This is a genomic window from Streptomyces sp. NPDC088733 (genome assembly GCF_044751185.1).
In the GTDB taxonomy this organism is placed as follows: domain Bacteria; phylum Actinomycetota; class Actinomycetes; order Streptomycetales; family Streptomycetaceae; genus Actinacidiphila.
This window is the reverse complement of the sequence record NZ_JBIVLH010000031.1, coordinates 1-14,579: the sequence shown is the minus strand read 5'-3', so window position 1 is coordinate 14,579 and position 14,579 is coordinate 1. Positions and strand designations below refer to the sequence as shown.

The 14,579-nt window shown below is 72.7% G+C and carries 14 protein-coding genes; 9 read left to right on the top strand and 5 right to left on the bottom strand.

Going from position 1 to position 14,579, the window contains the following annotated elements:
- Nucleotides 1-6 precede the first annotated feature (6 nt).
- The 3 genes from ACIP64_RS36455 (at nt 7) to ilvD (ending at nt 3,471) form a co-directional block, all read left to right on the top strand.
- Entirely contained in the window at nt 7-810 is an 804-nt protein-coding gene (locus ACIP64_RS36455; RefSeq protein WP_401595885.1) for a sugar phosphate isomerase/epimerase family protein, read from the top strand.
- Entirely contained in the window at nt 810-1,484 is a 675-nt protein-coding gene (locus tag ACIP64_RS36450) for a TetR family transcriptional regulator (protein ID WP_401595718.1), read from the top strand. The genes ACIP64_RS36455 and ACIP64_RS36450 overlap by 1 nt, the downstream gene beginning before the upstream one ends.
- Nucleotides 1,485-1,617: 133 nt before the next feature.
- Nucleotides 1,618-3,471, top strand: a complete 1,854-nt coding sequence (gene ilvD / locus ACIP64_RS36445) for a dihydroxy-acid dehydratase (protein WP_401595716.1) — start codon at nt 1,618-1,620, stop codon at nt 3,469-3,471.
- A gap of 45 nt (nt 3,472-3,516) precedes the next feature.
- Here the strand turns inward: ilvD and ACIP64_RS36440 are convergent, their stop codons facing one another.
- On the bottom strand, nt 3,517-5,724 hold the full coding sequence (locus tag ACIP64_RS36440) for a serine/threonine-protein kinase (protein WP_401595713.1): 2,208 nt from the start codon (nt 5,722-5,724) through the stop codon (nt 3,517-3,519).
- A gap of 122 nt (nt 5,725-5,846) precedes the next feature.
- Here ACIP64_RS36440 and ACIP64_RS36435 point away from each other — a divergent pair, with 122 nt between their 5' ends.
- From ACIP64_RS36435 to ACIP64_RS36425, 3 genes are all read left to right on the top strand, one after another.
- Nucleotides 5,847-6,164: an SH3 domain-containing protein gene (locus ACIP64_RS36435; RefSeq protein ID WP_401595711.1), complete on the top strand. Its 318-nt coding sequence runs from the start codon at nt 5,847-5,849 to the stop codon at nt 6,162-6,164.
- A 144-nt stretch (nt 6,165-6,308) separates the two neighbouring features.
- The gene (locus ACIP64_RS36430; RefSeq protein ID WP_401595882.1) at nt 6,309-6,614 is read left to right on the top strand and encodes an SH3 domain-containing protein; all 306 of its coding nucleotides are present in this window, start codon (nt 6,309-6,311) and stop codon (nt 6,612-6,614) included.
- 62 nt (nt 6,615-6,676) lie between these two features.
- Nucleotides 6,677-7,501 (top strand): class I SAM-dependent methyltransferase, encoded by an 825-nt coding sequence (locus ACIP64_RS36425; RefSeq protein ID WP_401595708.1) that lies wholly within the window; start codon nt 6,677-6,679, stop codon nt 7,499-7,501.
- Here ACIP64_RS36425 and ACIP64_RS36420 read toward each other — a convergent pair.
- From ACIP64_RS36420 to ACIP64_RS36410, 3 genes are all read right to left on the bottom strand, one after another.
- Entirely contained in the window at nt 7,498-7,974 is a 477-nt protein-coding gene (locus tag ACIP64_RS36420; RefSeq protein ID WP_401595706.1) for a hypothetical protein, read from the bottom strand. The two genes, ACIP64_RS36425 and ACIP64_RS36420, sit on opposite strands and share 4 nt — an antisense overlap.
- Nucleotides 7,975-8,159: 185 nt before the next feature.
- The gene (locus ACIP64_RS36415; protein ID WP_401595704.1) at nt 8,160-9,644 is read right to left on the bottom strand and encodes a SulP family inorganic anion transporter; all 1,485 of its coding nucleotides are present in this window, start codon (nt 9,642-9,644) and stop codon (nt 8,160-8,162) included.
- A gap of 330 nt (nt 9,645-9,974) precedes the next feature.
- The gene (locus tag ACIP64_RS36410) at nt 9,975-10,358 is read right to left on the bottom strand and encodes a hypothetical protein (protein WP_401595702.1); all 384 of its coding nucleotides are present in this window, start codon (nt 10,356-10,358) and stop codon (nt 9,975-9,977) included.
- A gap of 159 nt (nt 10,359-10,517) precedes the next feature.
- Here ACIP64_RS36410 and ACIP64_RS36405 point away from each other — a divergent pair, with 159 nt between their 5' ends.
- From ACIP64_RS36405 to proC, 3 genes are all read left to right on the top strand, one after another.
- Complete coding sequence (locus ACIP64_RS36405; RefSeq protein ID WP_401595699.1) at nt 10,518-11,324, top strand: ABC transporter ATP-binding protein; 807 nt, start codon at nt 10,518-10,520, stop codon at nt 11,322-11,324.
- A complete protein-coding gene (locus ACIP64_RS36400) occupies nt 11,321-12,058 on the top strand; it encodes an ABC transporter permease (RefSeq protein WP_401595697.1) in 738 nt (245 codons plus the stop codon). Before ACIP64_RS36405 ends, ACIP64_RS36400 begins: the two co-directional genes overlap by 4 nt.
- 93 nt (nt 12,059-12,151) lie before the next feature.
- Nucleotides 12,152-12,961 carry a pyrroline-5-carboxylate reductase gene (gene proC / locus ACIP64_RS36395; protein WP_360910359.1) on the top strand — a complete coding sequence of 270 codons (810 nt, stop codon included), beginning with the start codon at nt 12,152-12,154 and terminating at the stop codon, nt 12,959-12,961.
- 55 nt (nt 12,962-13,016) lie between these two features.
- Here proC and trpS read toward each other — a convergent pair whose 3' ends face one another.
- The gene (gene trpS, locus ACIP64_RS36390) at nt 13,017-14,015 is read right to left on the bottom strand and encodes a tryptophan--tRNA ligase (protein WP_401595694.1); all 999 of its coding nucleotides are present in this window, start codon (nt 14,013-14,015) and stop codon (nt 13,017-13,019) included.
- Between the last annotated feature and the right edge of the window lie 564 nt (nt 14,016-14,579).

Sequence of the window (14,579 nt, the reverse complement as noted above, 5' to 3'; positions counted from 1 at the left end):
CACACCGTGCGCGTACCCGATGCGAAGGTCGCGCTGTCCACGGCGTCCGTGTACCCCGAGTCGACGGCGACGGCCTTCGAGATCGCGGCCCGGCTCGGGTACGACGGTGTCGAGGTCATGGTGTGGACCGACCCGGTCAGCCAGGACGTCGAGGCGCTGCGCCGGCTGTCGGACTACCACGGCATCCCGGTGCTCGCCGTGCACGCGCCCTGCCTGCTGATCACGCAGCGCGTCTGGTCGACCGACCCGTGGGTGAAGCTCCAGCGGGCCCGCGCGGCCGCGGAGAAGCTGGGCGCGTCGACGGTCGTCGTCCACCCGCCGTTCCGCTGGCAGCGCGCGTACGCCCGGGACTTCGTCTCCGGTATCTGGCGGATGGCCGGCGAGACGGACGTGCGGTTCGCGGTGGAGAACATGTACCCGTGGCGCTACCGCGACCGCGAGATGCTCGCGTACGCCCCCGACTGGGACCCCACCGGCGAGGACTACCGGCACTTCACCATCGACCTGTCGCACACGGCCACCGCCCGTACCGAGACCATGGAGATGCTGGGGCGCATGGGCGACCGGCTCGGCCACGTGCACCTCGCCGACGGCAGCGGCTCCGGCAAGGACGAGCACCTGGTGCCCGGGCGCGGCACGCAGCCGTGCGCCGAACTGCTGGAACGCCTCGCGACCGGCGGCTTCGACGGGCATGTGGTGATCGAGGTGAACACCCGGCGCGCGATGTCCGCCGCCGAACGCGAGGCCGACCTCGCCGAGGCGCTGGCCTTCACCCGGCTGCACCTGGCCGCCGCGGCGCAGGTGGGCTGATGCCGCAGGAGTCCCCGGAGTCCCCGGAGTACGCGGAGAGCACGGCCGGCACCGGCCGGCGCGGCCGCGGCCGCCCCGCGGGAGCCCGGTCGGGCACGCCCGAGACGCGGGACCGCATCCTGGCCGCGGCGCGCGAGGAGTTCTCCGCCCGGGGCTACGACAAGACCTCGATCCGCTCCATCGCCCGCTCGGCCGGCGTCGACGCGGCCCTGGTGCACCACTACTTCGGGGCCAAGGAGCAGGTCTTCGCCGCCTCGATCGAGATGACCTTCGAGCCGGCGTTCGGCGTGCCCGACGTGCTGGCGGCCGGTCCCGACGGCGTGGGCGAGCGGCTGGCCCGCTTCTTCGTGAGCATCTGGGAGAACCCGGTCACCCGGGCGCCCATGCTCGCCGTGATGCGCTCGGCGGTCTCCAACGAGACGGCGGCGAGCGTGCTGCGCGGCATCGTGCTGCGGCGGATGCTGGAGCGCGTGGCGGCGGAGCTGAAGGTCCCCGACCCGCGGCTGCGGGCCGAACTGGCCGCCTCGCAGATGATCGGCATCGCGATGATGCGCTACGTCGTGCGCATCGAGCCGCTGGCGTCCGCGGACATCGAGGAGGTCGTCCGCCTCGTCGCGCCGACCCTCCAGCGTTACCTGGCGGACCCCGACCCCGGCGCTGCCGTCACGGGGTGAACCGCCGGGGCGGGGGCGGCACCGGCCTTCCAGTCCCTGGACGACACGTCCGCAATACGGACACACCGTCGCTCGCGGCGGCCCGGGGCGTAACCTCGAAAACTCCAGGATGGAAACGTAGGGAGTGGTCCCCGTGCCCGAGCTGAGGTCCCGCACAGTCACCCACGGCCGCAACATGGCGGGCGCGCGCGCCCTCATGCGGGCCTCGGGCGTAGCGAGCGAGGACATCGGCAAGCCGATCATCGCCGTGGCCAACAGCTTCACGGAGTTCGTGCCCGGGCACACGCACCTGCAGCCGGTCGGCCGCATCGTGAGCGAGGCGATCAAGGCCGCCGGCGCCGTGCCGCGCGAGTTCAACACCATCGCCGTCGACGACGGCATCGCCATGGGCCACGGCGGCATGCTCTACTCGCTGCCCTCCCGCGACCTGATCGCCGACTCCGTCGAGTACATGGTCGAGGCGCACTGCGCCGACGCGCTGATCTGCATCTCCAACTGCGACAAGATCACCCCGGGCATGCTGATGGCCGCCCTGCGCCTCAACATCCCCACCGTCTTCGTCTCCGGCGGCCCCATGGAGGCCGGCCGCGCGACCCTCGTTGACGGCACCGTGCGCACCCTCGACCTCATCGACGCGATCTCGGACGCCGTCAACGACAAGATCTCCGACGAGGACATCCTCCGCATCGAGGAGAACGCCTGCCCCACCTGCGGCTCGTGTTCCGGCATGTTCACCGCCAACTCGATGAACTGCCTCACCGAGGCGATGGGCCTGTCGCTGCCCGGCAACGGCTCGGTACTGGCCACCCACACCGCCCGCAAGGCGCTGTACGAGGACGCCGGCCGCACGGTCGTGGACCTCACCCGGCGCTACTACGAGCAGGACGACGAGTCCGTGCTGCCGCGCTCGATCGCCTCCTTCGAGGCCTTCGAGAACGCCATGGCCCTCGACATCGCCATGGGCGGCTCCACCAACACGATCCTCCACCTGCTCGCCGCCGCCCAGGAGGCGGGCGTCCCCTTCGGCCTGACCGACATCGACGCCGTCTCGCGCCGCGTGCCGTGCCTGGCCAAGGTCGCCCCCAACGTGGCGAAGAACCGCACGTACTACATGGAGGACGTGCACCGCGCCGGCGGCATCCCCGCCCTGCTGGGCGAACTCCACCGCGCCGGCCTGCTCAACGAGGACGTGCACGCCGTCCACTCCCCGTCGCTGGCCGACTGGCTCAAGACCTGGGACGTCCGCGGCGGCTCCCCCTCCGCCGAGGCCGAGGAACTCTGGCACGCCGCCCCCGGCTGCGTCCGCTCCGCCGAGGCGTTCTCCCAGTCCGAGCGCTGGGAGGCCCTGGACACCGACGGCGCCGAGGGCTGCATCCGCTCCGCCGAGCACGCCTACTCCAAGGACGGCGGCCTCGCCGTGCTGCACGGCAACCTCGCCGAGGACGGCTGCGTGGTGAAGACCGCCGGCGTCGACGAGTCCATCTGGACCTTCGAGGGACCGGCCGTGGTCTGCGAGTCCCAGGAGGAGGCCGTCGACAAGATCCTCCGCAAGGAGATCACGGAGGGCGACGTCGTCGTCATCCGCTACGAGGGCCCCAAGGGCGGCCCCGGCATGCAGGAGATGCTCTACCCCACGTCCTTCCTCAAGGGCCGCGGCCTCGGCAAGAGCTGCGCCCTGATCACCGACGGCCGCTTCTCCGGCGGCACTTCGGGGCTCTCGATCGGCCACGCCTCCCCCGAGGCGGCGTCCGGCGGCACGATCGCCCTCGTCGAGGACGGCGACCGCATCCGGATCGACATCCCCGGCCGCACCATCGAACTGCTCGTCACGGACGAGACCCTGGCCGCCCGCCGCGCCGCCCTCGGCGGCGTCTACGCCCCCAAGGCACGCGAGCGCAAGGTCTCCCTGGCGCTGAAGGCGTACGCGGCGATGGCCACCAGTGCCGACAAGGGCGCCGTCCGCGACGTCAGCAAGCTCGACGGCTGACCGCCGGGCGCGCGGCGTCCGCCGCACGGGACCCCTTCCGCGCTCTCACCAGCGGGAGGGGTCCTTCGCGTCCACCGCGAACACGGTGCCGTCGGGCGCGGTCGCGAACACCTTGCTGTCGGCGACGACGGGGGAGGGGGGCGCCTCCGTGTTCCCCTTGACCGTGTCGAGCCGGGGCTCGGTCTGGCCGAGGAAGGCGCCGCGTTCCGCGTCGACCGCCAGCACCCGCCCGTCGGCGGACGAGAAGTAGAGCCGGTCACCCGCCGCGACGGGCAGAGAGCCCCAACTCACGGCGGTCTCCAGACGCCACAGTTGGGCCTGCTGCGCGGAGCGGTCCGGACGTGACGTGTCGACGGCGAGCAGCGCGCCCCCGTACGCCAGCACGTACACCGTGTCGTTCCGCACCACCGCCTGGGCGGCGTCCAGGGGGCCGGTGAGCCGGAAACGGCGCACGGACCAGTCGGCGGTGTCCATGCGCACGACTCCGTCGGTGCGCGAGTAGTCGTCCATGGACGTGAGGAACAGGACGGTCCCCGTGCCTCCGACCGGTGCGAGCTGGCCCTCGAACTGCCGCTGCCGCCGCACGGTGCCGTCGGCCGGATCCACCACGCTCACCAGCGTGTGCCGGCCGTCGCCCGTGCTTTCGACGGCATAGAGCGGTCCCGAGTCGGCGTACCCGAAGAAGCGCGGGTGAGTGTGGCCGCTCAGGCTGCGCCGCCACCGCTCCTTGCCCGTGACCCCGTCCACGGCGGTGAGGACGCCGTCGTTGCGGCCGCCGAGCAGCACGGTCCTCCCGGTGTCCTGGAAGTCGCCCTTGTAGGAGGAGAGTTCCAGGGACCAGCGCTTGTCGCCCGTGGCCGGGTCGAGAGCCTCCAGCCGGGTGCGGTCGCCGGTCGTGACGTGCAGTACGCCGCCGTACAGGACGGGGCGGCTCGGCGCGATATCGCCACCGTGATCGCCGCTCGTGGCGACGGCCCACCGCAGCGTGCCGTCAGCGGGGTCCAGCCGCGCCGCTTCGACGCCCTGCCGCGTGCAGTACAGCGCCTGCGCGCCGTAAGTGCAGGCGGCCATCCCGCCCGTCCGCCCGTCCCCCAAGGGAGCTGCGGACCAGGGTGTGAAGACGGCGGCAGAGGTACCACCGCGGTCGCCCCCGCTCCCGCCCGTGTCCGCCTGCCCCGACGGGCCGAAGCGGGCCAGCGCGGTGAAGGCGCCGACCGCGGCCAGGGCGGTCACAGCCGCGGCGGCGGGCACGCGCCAGCGCTTGCCGCGGCGGAGCCCGGTCCCGGTGGTGGCCACGTCCTGCGACCCGGACGCCGCCGAGCCGTCGGGAACACGGTCCTGAAGCGGATGGCGGTGCGTCGACGCGGGGCGGTCCGCCATCAGGCCCTCGAGGTCGAAGGAGCTGAAGGTCTGGGTGTCGTACGAGGCGGAGATCTCCCTGAGTTCCGCCATCAGGGCATCCGGGGTCGGCCGATCGTCCGGGTCCTTGGCGAGGCAGCGCTCGATGAGCGGCCGGAGGTCGCTGGGTATGCCCTCCAACTGCGGCTCTTCGTGCACCACTTGGTACGCCACGATGTACGGGCTGTCCGAGGTGAACGGGCTCCGCCCCGTCGCGGCGTGGACGAGAACGCTCGCCATGGCGAACACGTCGGCGGCCGGCCCGACCGACCGGGGGTTCCGGAACTGCTCGGGTGCCATGAAGGGCGGCGTGCCGATGAGCTTGCCGGTCTCCGTGCGCAGGTCGCTGTCGGAAGGCCGCGAGATGCCGAAGTCGATCACTTTCGGACCGTCGGCGGCCAGCAGGACGTTGCTCGGTTTCAGGTCCCGGTGCACGACGTCGACGCGGTGAATGTCCCGCAACGCCTCGGCGAGGCCGGCCATCAGGTACCGCACCTGGGCCGGGGCCACCGAACCGTTCCGCTTCACGAACTGGGCGAGCGTGGGCCCGGGGATGTAGAGCGTCGCCATCCAGGGCCGCTCGGCGTCGGGGTCCGCGTCCACGACGGGCGCCGTGAAGGCCCCGCTCACCCGGCGCGCGGCGCCGACCTCCTGGCGGAAGCGCGCCCTGAACTCGGGGTCCGCCGCCAGTTCCTCGTGCACGACCTTGACGGCCAGACGCATGCCGGAGGTGGAGTGCGACAGGTGCACCACACCCATGCCACCGGCGCCGAGCCGGCTCTCCAGGCGGTACTGGCCGGCGTATTCCGGACGCTCCGCTTCCGGTCCGTTGCCGGGTCTGCCCGACGGCGGCATGACCCACCCCCGAGTTTTCGTCCGTGGCCGCAACCTAGGGAGCCTAACCGATCGTCCTTACGGCGAAGGCCCGGATTGCTAGCCTGCACTTGACAGAGCGTGAATCTTCACGGGGGAGAGCCATGGCCGAGAACAGTCTTGACGTGCCCGCCAAGGCCGCGAACGCGTCCGTCACAGCGGCTGCCGCAGCCGGTCTGGTGTACTACCCGGTGGCCCCGGACTGCCGTCTGAACGTCCGGAGCGGTCCCGGCACCGGCTACCAGATCGTCAGGACCCTGCCGCTCGACGCCAAGGTGCCGGTCTTCTGCCAGACGCCCGGCACGACGGTCAACGGCTACTACGGCACGAGCAGCATCTGGGACCGCATCGGCCCCGACCAGTACGTCTCCGACGCATACGTGCACACCGGCAGCGACGGGTACGTCGCGTCCCGCTGCTGACGTCGCACAGCCGACCACGATCCGACAGCTGTACGAGGTGCAGCGGTCCACCGCGGCACCTCGCCTTTGTCCCCTTCGCGAGGAGCAGGTGTGTTAACGACTGGCAAGAAACGGGGCGGCCTTCCGGCCGCGGTCGCGACCGGAGTGGCCGCGGCGCTCTTCCTGGTGCTGGGCGGGGCGGCCGACGCAGCGGCGGCCGACGTGATCTATTACCCCGTCGCCCCGGACACGCGCCTGAACGTCCGGACCGGTCCCGGGACGACTTTCCAGATCGTGAAGGTCCTCCCGTACGACGTGAAGGTCCCCGTCATCTGCCAGGCGCCCGGTGAAACGGTCGTCGGCTACTACGGCACGAGCAGCATCTGGGACCGGATCGCGCCGGGACAGTACGTGTCCGACGCGTACGTGCACACCGGCAGCGACGGCTACATAGCCGGCCGCTGCGGCTGACCCCTGTGGTGCGGTCCCCCGCCCATGGGTCGGGGGACCGCGCCGCGGGGAAGACAACCGGCATGACCTCACAGCCGACACACCGCCGCCGGTACGCCCAGTCGTTCAACGCCGTCGCCGCGCAGTACGCCGCCGCGCGGCCCGGATACCCCGGTGAGATGTTCGACGCCGTCGAGGAGATGGCGGGCCGCGGCCTCGCGGGTGCGGCCGTGCTGGACGTCGGGGCGGGGACGGGCATAGCGACCGCGCTGCTGCGGGCGCGCGGGGCGCACGTGACGGCGGTGGAGCCCGGCACCGGGATGGCGGCGCAGCTGCGGGCCGGGCAGCCGGGGGTGCCGCTCGTGCGCGGGGACGGGAACGCGCTGCCGTTCGCCGCGGGCGTCGCCGACTTCGTGACGTACGCGCAGGCATGGCACTGGACGGACCCGGCGCGTTCGGCGCCGGAGGCGGCGCGGGTGCTGCGGCCGGGCGGCGCGTTCGCGCTGTGGTGGAACCTGCCGGACACCGACGTGCCGTGGATCGTCGGGCAGGAGACCCGGTTGGCCGCCCGCGTGCCCGGTCACCACGAGTACGGCCTGTCCGGGGACGCCGAGAGCGTCCTGCGCTCGCTCGGTCCCGGTCTCGGCCTGAACCCGCGCTCCCGCTCCCTGCGCTGGACCCGTACGGTCCCGGTGGACACGCACCTGGCGATGCTGGGCAGCCGGTCCTACTTCGCCGTGATCGGCCCGGACGCCGCCGCCCGGATCCTGGAGGAGGAGCGGCGCGAGCTGCTGGCGGTCTTCCCCGACGGCCTGGTCGTGGAGCCGTACCGGGTCGCGCTGACCGTCGCCGTGAAGGACGGGAAGGACCGGACGGACCGGACGGACCGGACGGACCAGACGGACTAGCGGGCCCTGCGGGAGGCCGCCACCGCTCCGACGACGCCGACCACGCCCGAGACGAGGGCGCCGCGCCACAGACCGTCCCAGAGGCTGCCGAAGAAGCCCTCGGAGGTGAGGATCTGGCGCATCACGAGGTCGGTGACGAGCAGCATGCCGCCCGGTACCAGCGCGACGCGCCACGGGTGTTCGGCCGCCCAGCGGCGGATGCGGCCGTCGGACCGGGGGCCGCGCCCCGTCACCGCGCCGGCGCCGCCGACGAGGAAGAAGAGCATCAGCGCGACGGAGCAGGCCGCGGCGATGACCCGCAGTCCGAAGTGGCCGTCGATGACGGACAGGGTCAGGGAGACCCCGCCGCCGATGGCCCCGACCGCGGCGGCGGGCCGCCAGGGGCCGAGGGTGGCCGAGGCCAGCGCCAACTGGCGCGACTCGCCGCGGGTCACGTCCCGCGGCGGGCGGGAGGGATCAGTGGAACGGCTCATACCGCCACGGTCGCCCGGGGCCGCGCCGGAAGCCATAGGGGATGTCCCTGAGACGGCCCGGAGCCCGGTGTCAGGGCCGGGACGGTCCCGGCCCCGGCCCTGACACCGTTCCCGCAGGTTCCCGCACTGTCCTGCCCCGGGACGGGATCGCCGCCCGGGGCAGGAGTGCGGGGTGTCTCAGGTGCTCACGCCGCTGCCCGCTGCACCCGCACCGGGGTCACCCCTTCCTCGTTGTGCCGCTCGGCCCATCCGGCGAGCGCCATGCCGCAGGCGTGGTCGAGGTGGCGCAGCCGCCGCAGGTCGAGTTCCATGGCCCGGTTGCGCGGCAGCGCCTCCAACTGGTCGAGCAGCCTGGGCAGTCGCAGGAAGGTGGCGTTGCCCAGGACCCGTACGACGATCGGGCCGCCGCCGCGGTCATCGATCTCGACATGGGTGTGGGAGGTCTCCCACGCCGCCTTGACCACGGCCGTCAGCAGCCCGATCAGGACGCCCTCGAACATGTTGGTGGCGACGATCGCGACCGCCGTGATCACCAGGACGACGGCCTCGCCCCGGTGCTCGCGCCACAGCGGCACCAGTGCGCGGAACGGGACGAGCTTGCACCCCGCGTGCACCAGCACGCCCGCCAGGGCCGCGACCGGGATCACCCCGAGTGCGGCCGGCAGCAGCGCGGCGAACAGCAGCAGCCACACCCCGTGCAGCACGCGGGACGCCTTGGTGCGGGCGCCCGCCTGGACGTTGGCGGCGCTGCGCACGATCACGGCGGTCATCGGCAGGGCCCCGAGCGCCCCGCAGAGCGCGTTGCCCGCGCCCTGCGCGATCAGTTCCTTGTCGTAGTCGGTGCGCGGCCCGTCGTGGAGCCGGTCCACCGCCGCGGCGCTGAACAGGCTCTCGGCGGAGGCGATCAACGCGAACGCCAGCACGGTGCCGATCATCGACACGTTGGCCAGTTGGGCGAACTGCCCGGCGCCCGGGGGCTGGACGGAGTCGAGCAGCCCCCGTACCTCGACGCGGGCGACGGGCAGCCGCAGCAGCACCGCCGCCGCCGTGGCCAGCGCGACGGCGGCCAGCGGCCCGGGCAGTACGCGCGCGGCGCGCGGTATCCGGGGCCACAGCACCAGGACGGCGATCGTGCCGGCCCCCAGGAGGAGGGCGGTGAGCGCCGTGCCGGAGCCGGCCACGTCGCGGGCGAGCCCGGTGATCCCGGCGAGCTTGGCCGGGCCGGAGGCGGGTGCCTTGGCGTCCGCGAGTGCGTACACCTGCCCGGCGATCAGCACCAGGCCGATCCCGGCGAGCATGCCCTGCACGACGGCGACCGAGATCGCCCGGAACCAGCGGCCGAGCCGCAGGATGCCCATGAGCATCTGCAGCAGGCCCGCGACGAGCACGAGCACTCCGAGCGCCGGCAGTCCGAACTCCCGTACGGCCTCGAAGACCAGCACGGTGAGCCCGGCCGCCGGGCCGGACACCTGGAGGCTGCTGCCCGGCAGCAGCCCGGTGAAGAGTCCGCCCACGATGCCGGTGACGAGGCCGAGTTCGGCCGGGACCCCGGAGGCCACGGCGACTCCCACGCACAGGGGCAGGGCGACGAGGAAGACGACGAGCGAGGCCGTGAGGTCGGCACGGAGGGTCGTGGGCCGGGCGGGAACGCGCCGGATCAGGCGGTTCACCGGGGAGGGGCGGTGTCGGCGGACGGGTGGTGGGCGATCCGGGGTGGGGGGACGGTGCCGGGGCCGGAATGGCGGCCGGCGCCGGTCAGGGGTCGTGCCCGTGGGGCGTCGTGGGCAGGGTGGATGAAGGTCTTCATTTCGGGTGGCCTCCATTGCGCCCCGTCCTGGAAGCGGACGGGGCGTGCGTGGTGGAGCTGTGTGGGGGGTCGGGTGCCCGCGGCGGTGCCCGGACCGCGGCGCGGGGCAGCGGTCGGTTCGACGTCGCCGCAGCCGGTGATGGCCGGCGGGGACGACGTCAGAGGGCGACGGGCGGCGTCGGGACGCCGTCCGTCAGCAGCGGAACACCCCCAGGGCGACCGGTAGTTCGCCTGATCTGGTGAGCGGGACGGCCTGGCGCGCCGTGCGCGGTGCCGTGACGGTGGCGGGCCGGTGTCCGCCCGCGTTCACGACCGGGTCCTCGGCCGGGGAGCCGGTGCGCGGGGCCGGTGACGGGACGCCGAGCGCCCCGGGCACCACCAGGCCCGCGTCGTTGCCCTCCTGGCGGTGGCTCAGGCAGTGGCGTTGCTCGGACTGCGTGTACGCGGTCCTCGTTCCCGCCTCGCGGAGCGCCGTGGGTGCGGGCTCCGCGGCGGTGCTGCCGAGAGCCAGGAACAGGGAGAGCAGTATGCCGACGCCGGCGGCGACGACTCGTCCAACTCCCTTGCCACAGCGCACAGTTACCCCCGTCCCGAGGTGTCGCGGTCTCCATTCTGCCCGGTCGGCCCCTCTATTTTGCAAGCTCTTGAGGTTAACGCAGCGTAAATGATCCGTCACTCGAATGGATGTACTTGCCCTGTCTTGACGGGCGGTCGCCGCGGGAGCAGTATTCACCGCATGATGAATAAATCCGAGGACCCCGCGGCAGCGGCCCAGGGTCCCGCCGTCCATGCCGCCGGACTGACCGTCCTGCGCGGCGGCCGCACCGTCCTGGACGGCCTGGACTTCACCGTCCCCCGGGGGGAGATCACCGGACTGCTCGGCCCCAGCGGCTGCGGCAAGTCGACCCTCATGCGCGCCGTCGTCGGCACCCAGGCCCGTGTCACCGGCACCCTCGACGTGCTCGGCCGGCCCGCCGGCCACCGCGAACTGCGGTCCAGGATCGGCTACGTGACCCAGGCGCCGTCCGTCTACCTCGACCTGACGATCCGCCAGAACCTGGACTACTTCGCCTCCGTCCTCGGCGGCGAAGCCCGCGACCACGTCGAGCGGGCCATCGCCGACGTCGACCTCACCTCGCATGCGGGCGCCCTGGCGGGCAACCTCTCCGGAGGACAGCTCAATCGCGTCTCCCTGGCCGTCGCGCTGCTTGGCTCGCCCGAACTCCTCGTCCTGGACGAGCCCACCGTCGGCCTGGACCCCGTCCTCCGCCGCGACCTGTGGGAGCTCTTCCACCGCCTCGCCGCCGAACGCGGCGCCACGCTCGTCGTCTCCAGCCACGTCATGGACGAGGCCGAGCGCTGCCACCGCCTGCTGCTCATGCGCGACGGCCGCATCCTCGCCCAGGGCAGCCCCGACGCGCTGCGCTCCCGCACCGGCGCCGCCACCGTCGAGGAGGCCTTCCTCCGCCTCGTCGACGAGGCCTCCGGCCGCACGGCCCCGCACCCCGCGACCCCGAACGAGGCCGAGGAGGCCGTCCGATGAGCACGCACCGCACCCTCGCCACCGCCCGCCGCGTCCTGCTCCAGCTGCGCCACGACCCGCGCACCATCGCCCTCATGGTCGTCGTGCCCTGCGTGCTGCTGACGCTGCTGTCCTGGGTCTACGACGCCAGCCCCCGCACCTTCGACACCGTCGGGGCCTCGCTGCTCGGCATCTTCCCGCTCATCACGATGTTCCTGGTCACGTCCATCGCCACCCTCCGCGAACGCACCTCCGGCACGCTGGAACGCCTCCTGTCCATGCCGCTCGGCAAGGGCGACCTCCTCGCGGGGTACGCGCTCGCCTTCGGCGCCATCGCCGTCGTCCAGGCAGGGCTGGCCACCGGCCTCGCCGTCCTCACCCTCGGCCTGGACGTCACCGGGTCCGCCTGGCTGCTCCTGGTGGTCGCCCTCGCCGACGCCTGCCTCGGCACCGCACTCGGCCTCTTCGTCAGCGCCTTCGCCGCCAGCGAGTTCCAGGCCGTCCAGTTCATGCCCGCCGTCCTGCTGCCGCAGCTCCTGCTGTGCGGACTGCTCATGCCGCGCGGGCAGATGCAGCCCGTGCTGGAGGCCGTCTCCAATGTGCTGCCCATGTCGTACGCCGTCGACGGCATGCAGCAGGTGCTCACCCATACCGACATCACCGGCGACTTCGTCCGCGACCTCGCCGTCGTCGCGGGCAGTGCCGCCGTCGCCCTGGCACTCGGCGCCGCCACCCTGCGCCGCCGTACCGCCTGACGCACCCGCGCGGCCCGTCCCGGGGCCCGACCCGTCCGACCGCACCGTGGACAGCGACCCCGCCGCCGCCGTCCCCGGTGCGAAGATGGGCCCATGACCCAGAAAGTCGCCGTGCTCGGCACCGGGAAGATCGGCGAGGCCCTGCTCTCCGGGATGCTCCGCGCCGGATGGAAGCCGGAAAACCTCCTGGTCACCGCCCGCCGTCCGGCCCGCGCCGAGGAACTGCGCGCCCGCTACGGCGTCGAGGCCGTCTCCAACGACGAGGCCGCCAAGACCGCGGACACCCTCATCCTCGCCGTCAAGCCGCAGGACATGTCCGCCCTCCTGGACGAGCTGGCCCCGCACCTCGCCGCCGACCGCCTCGTCATCAGCGCCGCGGCCGGCGTGCCGACCTCCTTCTTCGAGGAACGCCTCGCCGCCGGCACCGCGGTCGTCCGCGTCATGCCCAACACCCCCGTGCTCGTCGACGAGGGCATGTCGGTCATCTCCGCGGGCAGCCACGCGGGCGAGCAGCACCTCGTCCGCACCGAGGAGATCTTCCAGCCGGTCGGCAAGACCCTGCGCATCCCCGAGTACCAGCAGGACGCCGCGACCGCGCTGTCCGGCTCCGGCCCCGCGTACTTCTACTTCCTGGTCGAGGCCATGACCGACGCCGGCATCCTCCTCGGCCTGCCCCGCGCCCAGGCCCACGACCTCATCGTGCAGTCCGCCATCGGCGCCGCCGTCATGCTCCGCGACAGCGGCGAGCACCCGGTCAAGCTGCGCGAGGCCGTCACCTCGCCGGCCGGCACCACCATCAACGCCATCCGCGAGCTGGAGAAGCACGGCGTGCGGCACGCCCTGATCGCCGCCCTGGAAGCCGCCCGCGACCGCAGCCGCGAGCTCGCCTCCGGCAACGGCTGACGCTCGGCGGGCCCCGCCGCCCCCGGCTTCCGGGAGCGGCGGGCCCGGCCGGCCCTCACGCGGGAGGCAGCAGCCCGATCGCCCGGTAGGCCGCGTCCACCGTCGGCCGCGCCAGTGCCCGCGCGCGCTCCGCCCCCGTACGGAGCACCGCGTCCACGTACCCCGGATCGGCCGCCAGCTCCGCATGGCGCTCCCGCAGCGGCCGCAGCTCCTCGACCACCGCCTCCGCCGTGTCCTTCTTCAACGCCCCGTACGAGTCGTAGTCCGCGGCGAGCTCCTGCGGCGTCCGGCCCGAACACGCCGACAGGATCTCCAGCAGGTTCGCCACGCCCGGCCGCTCCTCGGGGTCGTAGGCCATGTCCTGCCCGCTGTCGGTCACCGCCCGCATCACCTTCCTGCGGACCGTCTCCGGCTCGTCCAGCAGGTAGACGATCCCGGGACCCGTGTCGTCGGACTTCCCCATCTTCGAGGCGGGGTCCTGCAGGTTCATCACCCGGGCGGCCACCGCCGGCAGCACCGCGCGGGGCACCGTGAACACCGGCCCGTACCGCTGGTTGAAGCGCTCCGCCAGATCCCGGGTCAGCTCGACGTGCTGGGCCTGGTCGTCACCGACCGGCACCTCGTCCGCCCGGTACGCCAGGATGTCCGCCGCCATCAGCACCGGATAGGTCAGCAGCGACAGCCGCACGCTGCCGCCCCGCCGCTGCTCCTGGGCGGCCTTCTCCTTGTACTGGATCATCCGCCGCATCTCCCCGTCCGCGGCGGTGCACTCCAGGAGATAGGCGAGCCGGGTGTGCTCGTCCACATGGCTCTGGACGAACAGGGTGCACACCGCGGGGTCCAGCCCCGCGGCCAGCAGCAGGGTCGCGGCCTGCCGGCTGAGCCGGCGCACCCGGGCGGGATCGTGGTCCACCGTCAGCGCGTGCAGATCCACCACGCAGAAAAGGGACTCGGCCCGGTGCTGGTCCACCGCGGCCCACTGGCGCACCGCCCCCAGGTAGTTGCCCAGCGTCAGATGCCCGGTCGGCTTGATCCCGCTGAAGACCCGCGTCATCTCTGTCTCCTCCTGCTTCATGCTCGTCCGGCTCGGCGGACCGCAGGAGAAACGCAGACGGCCGCCGGAGCGGCGGCCGTTGGGTGCATGCGCTGACTGGTCGGCCGCCTCAGGCGGCCCACCACATGTCCGTGCGCGCATGCGTGGTCATGCCTCGACGGTAGCGCTCGAACGAGTTGCGGGCCACAGGTTTGAAGCACGTGCGGGCGTGGTGTAGTGTTCTCTAGCTGCCTCGGACGGGCGACCTTCCAACGGCAGCCACTCACGCCGCCTGGCGGCAAACCACTACCGCACGACTTCCCCACGGGGTCAATTTCGGCGTGCCGAAATTCGGTCCGAATGGCTCGATTATGAGTCGCGGGGGGAATCCGCTAAAGTAGTGGACACGCCGGAAGGCGCGAAACAAAAACCCCGCTCCAGCAGGGGGCCGGAAACGAAGAGCGGAAACGCGAAACGGATCTGGTAAGGTTGGAGACAACGAAGGGAAAGCCCGGAGGGGCCGGTGAAACGGTCTCGAAGGAAGCTTCCGTTCCTTGAGAACTCAACAGCGTGCCAAAAGTCAAC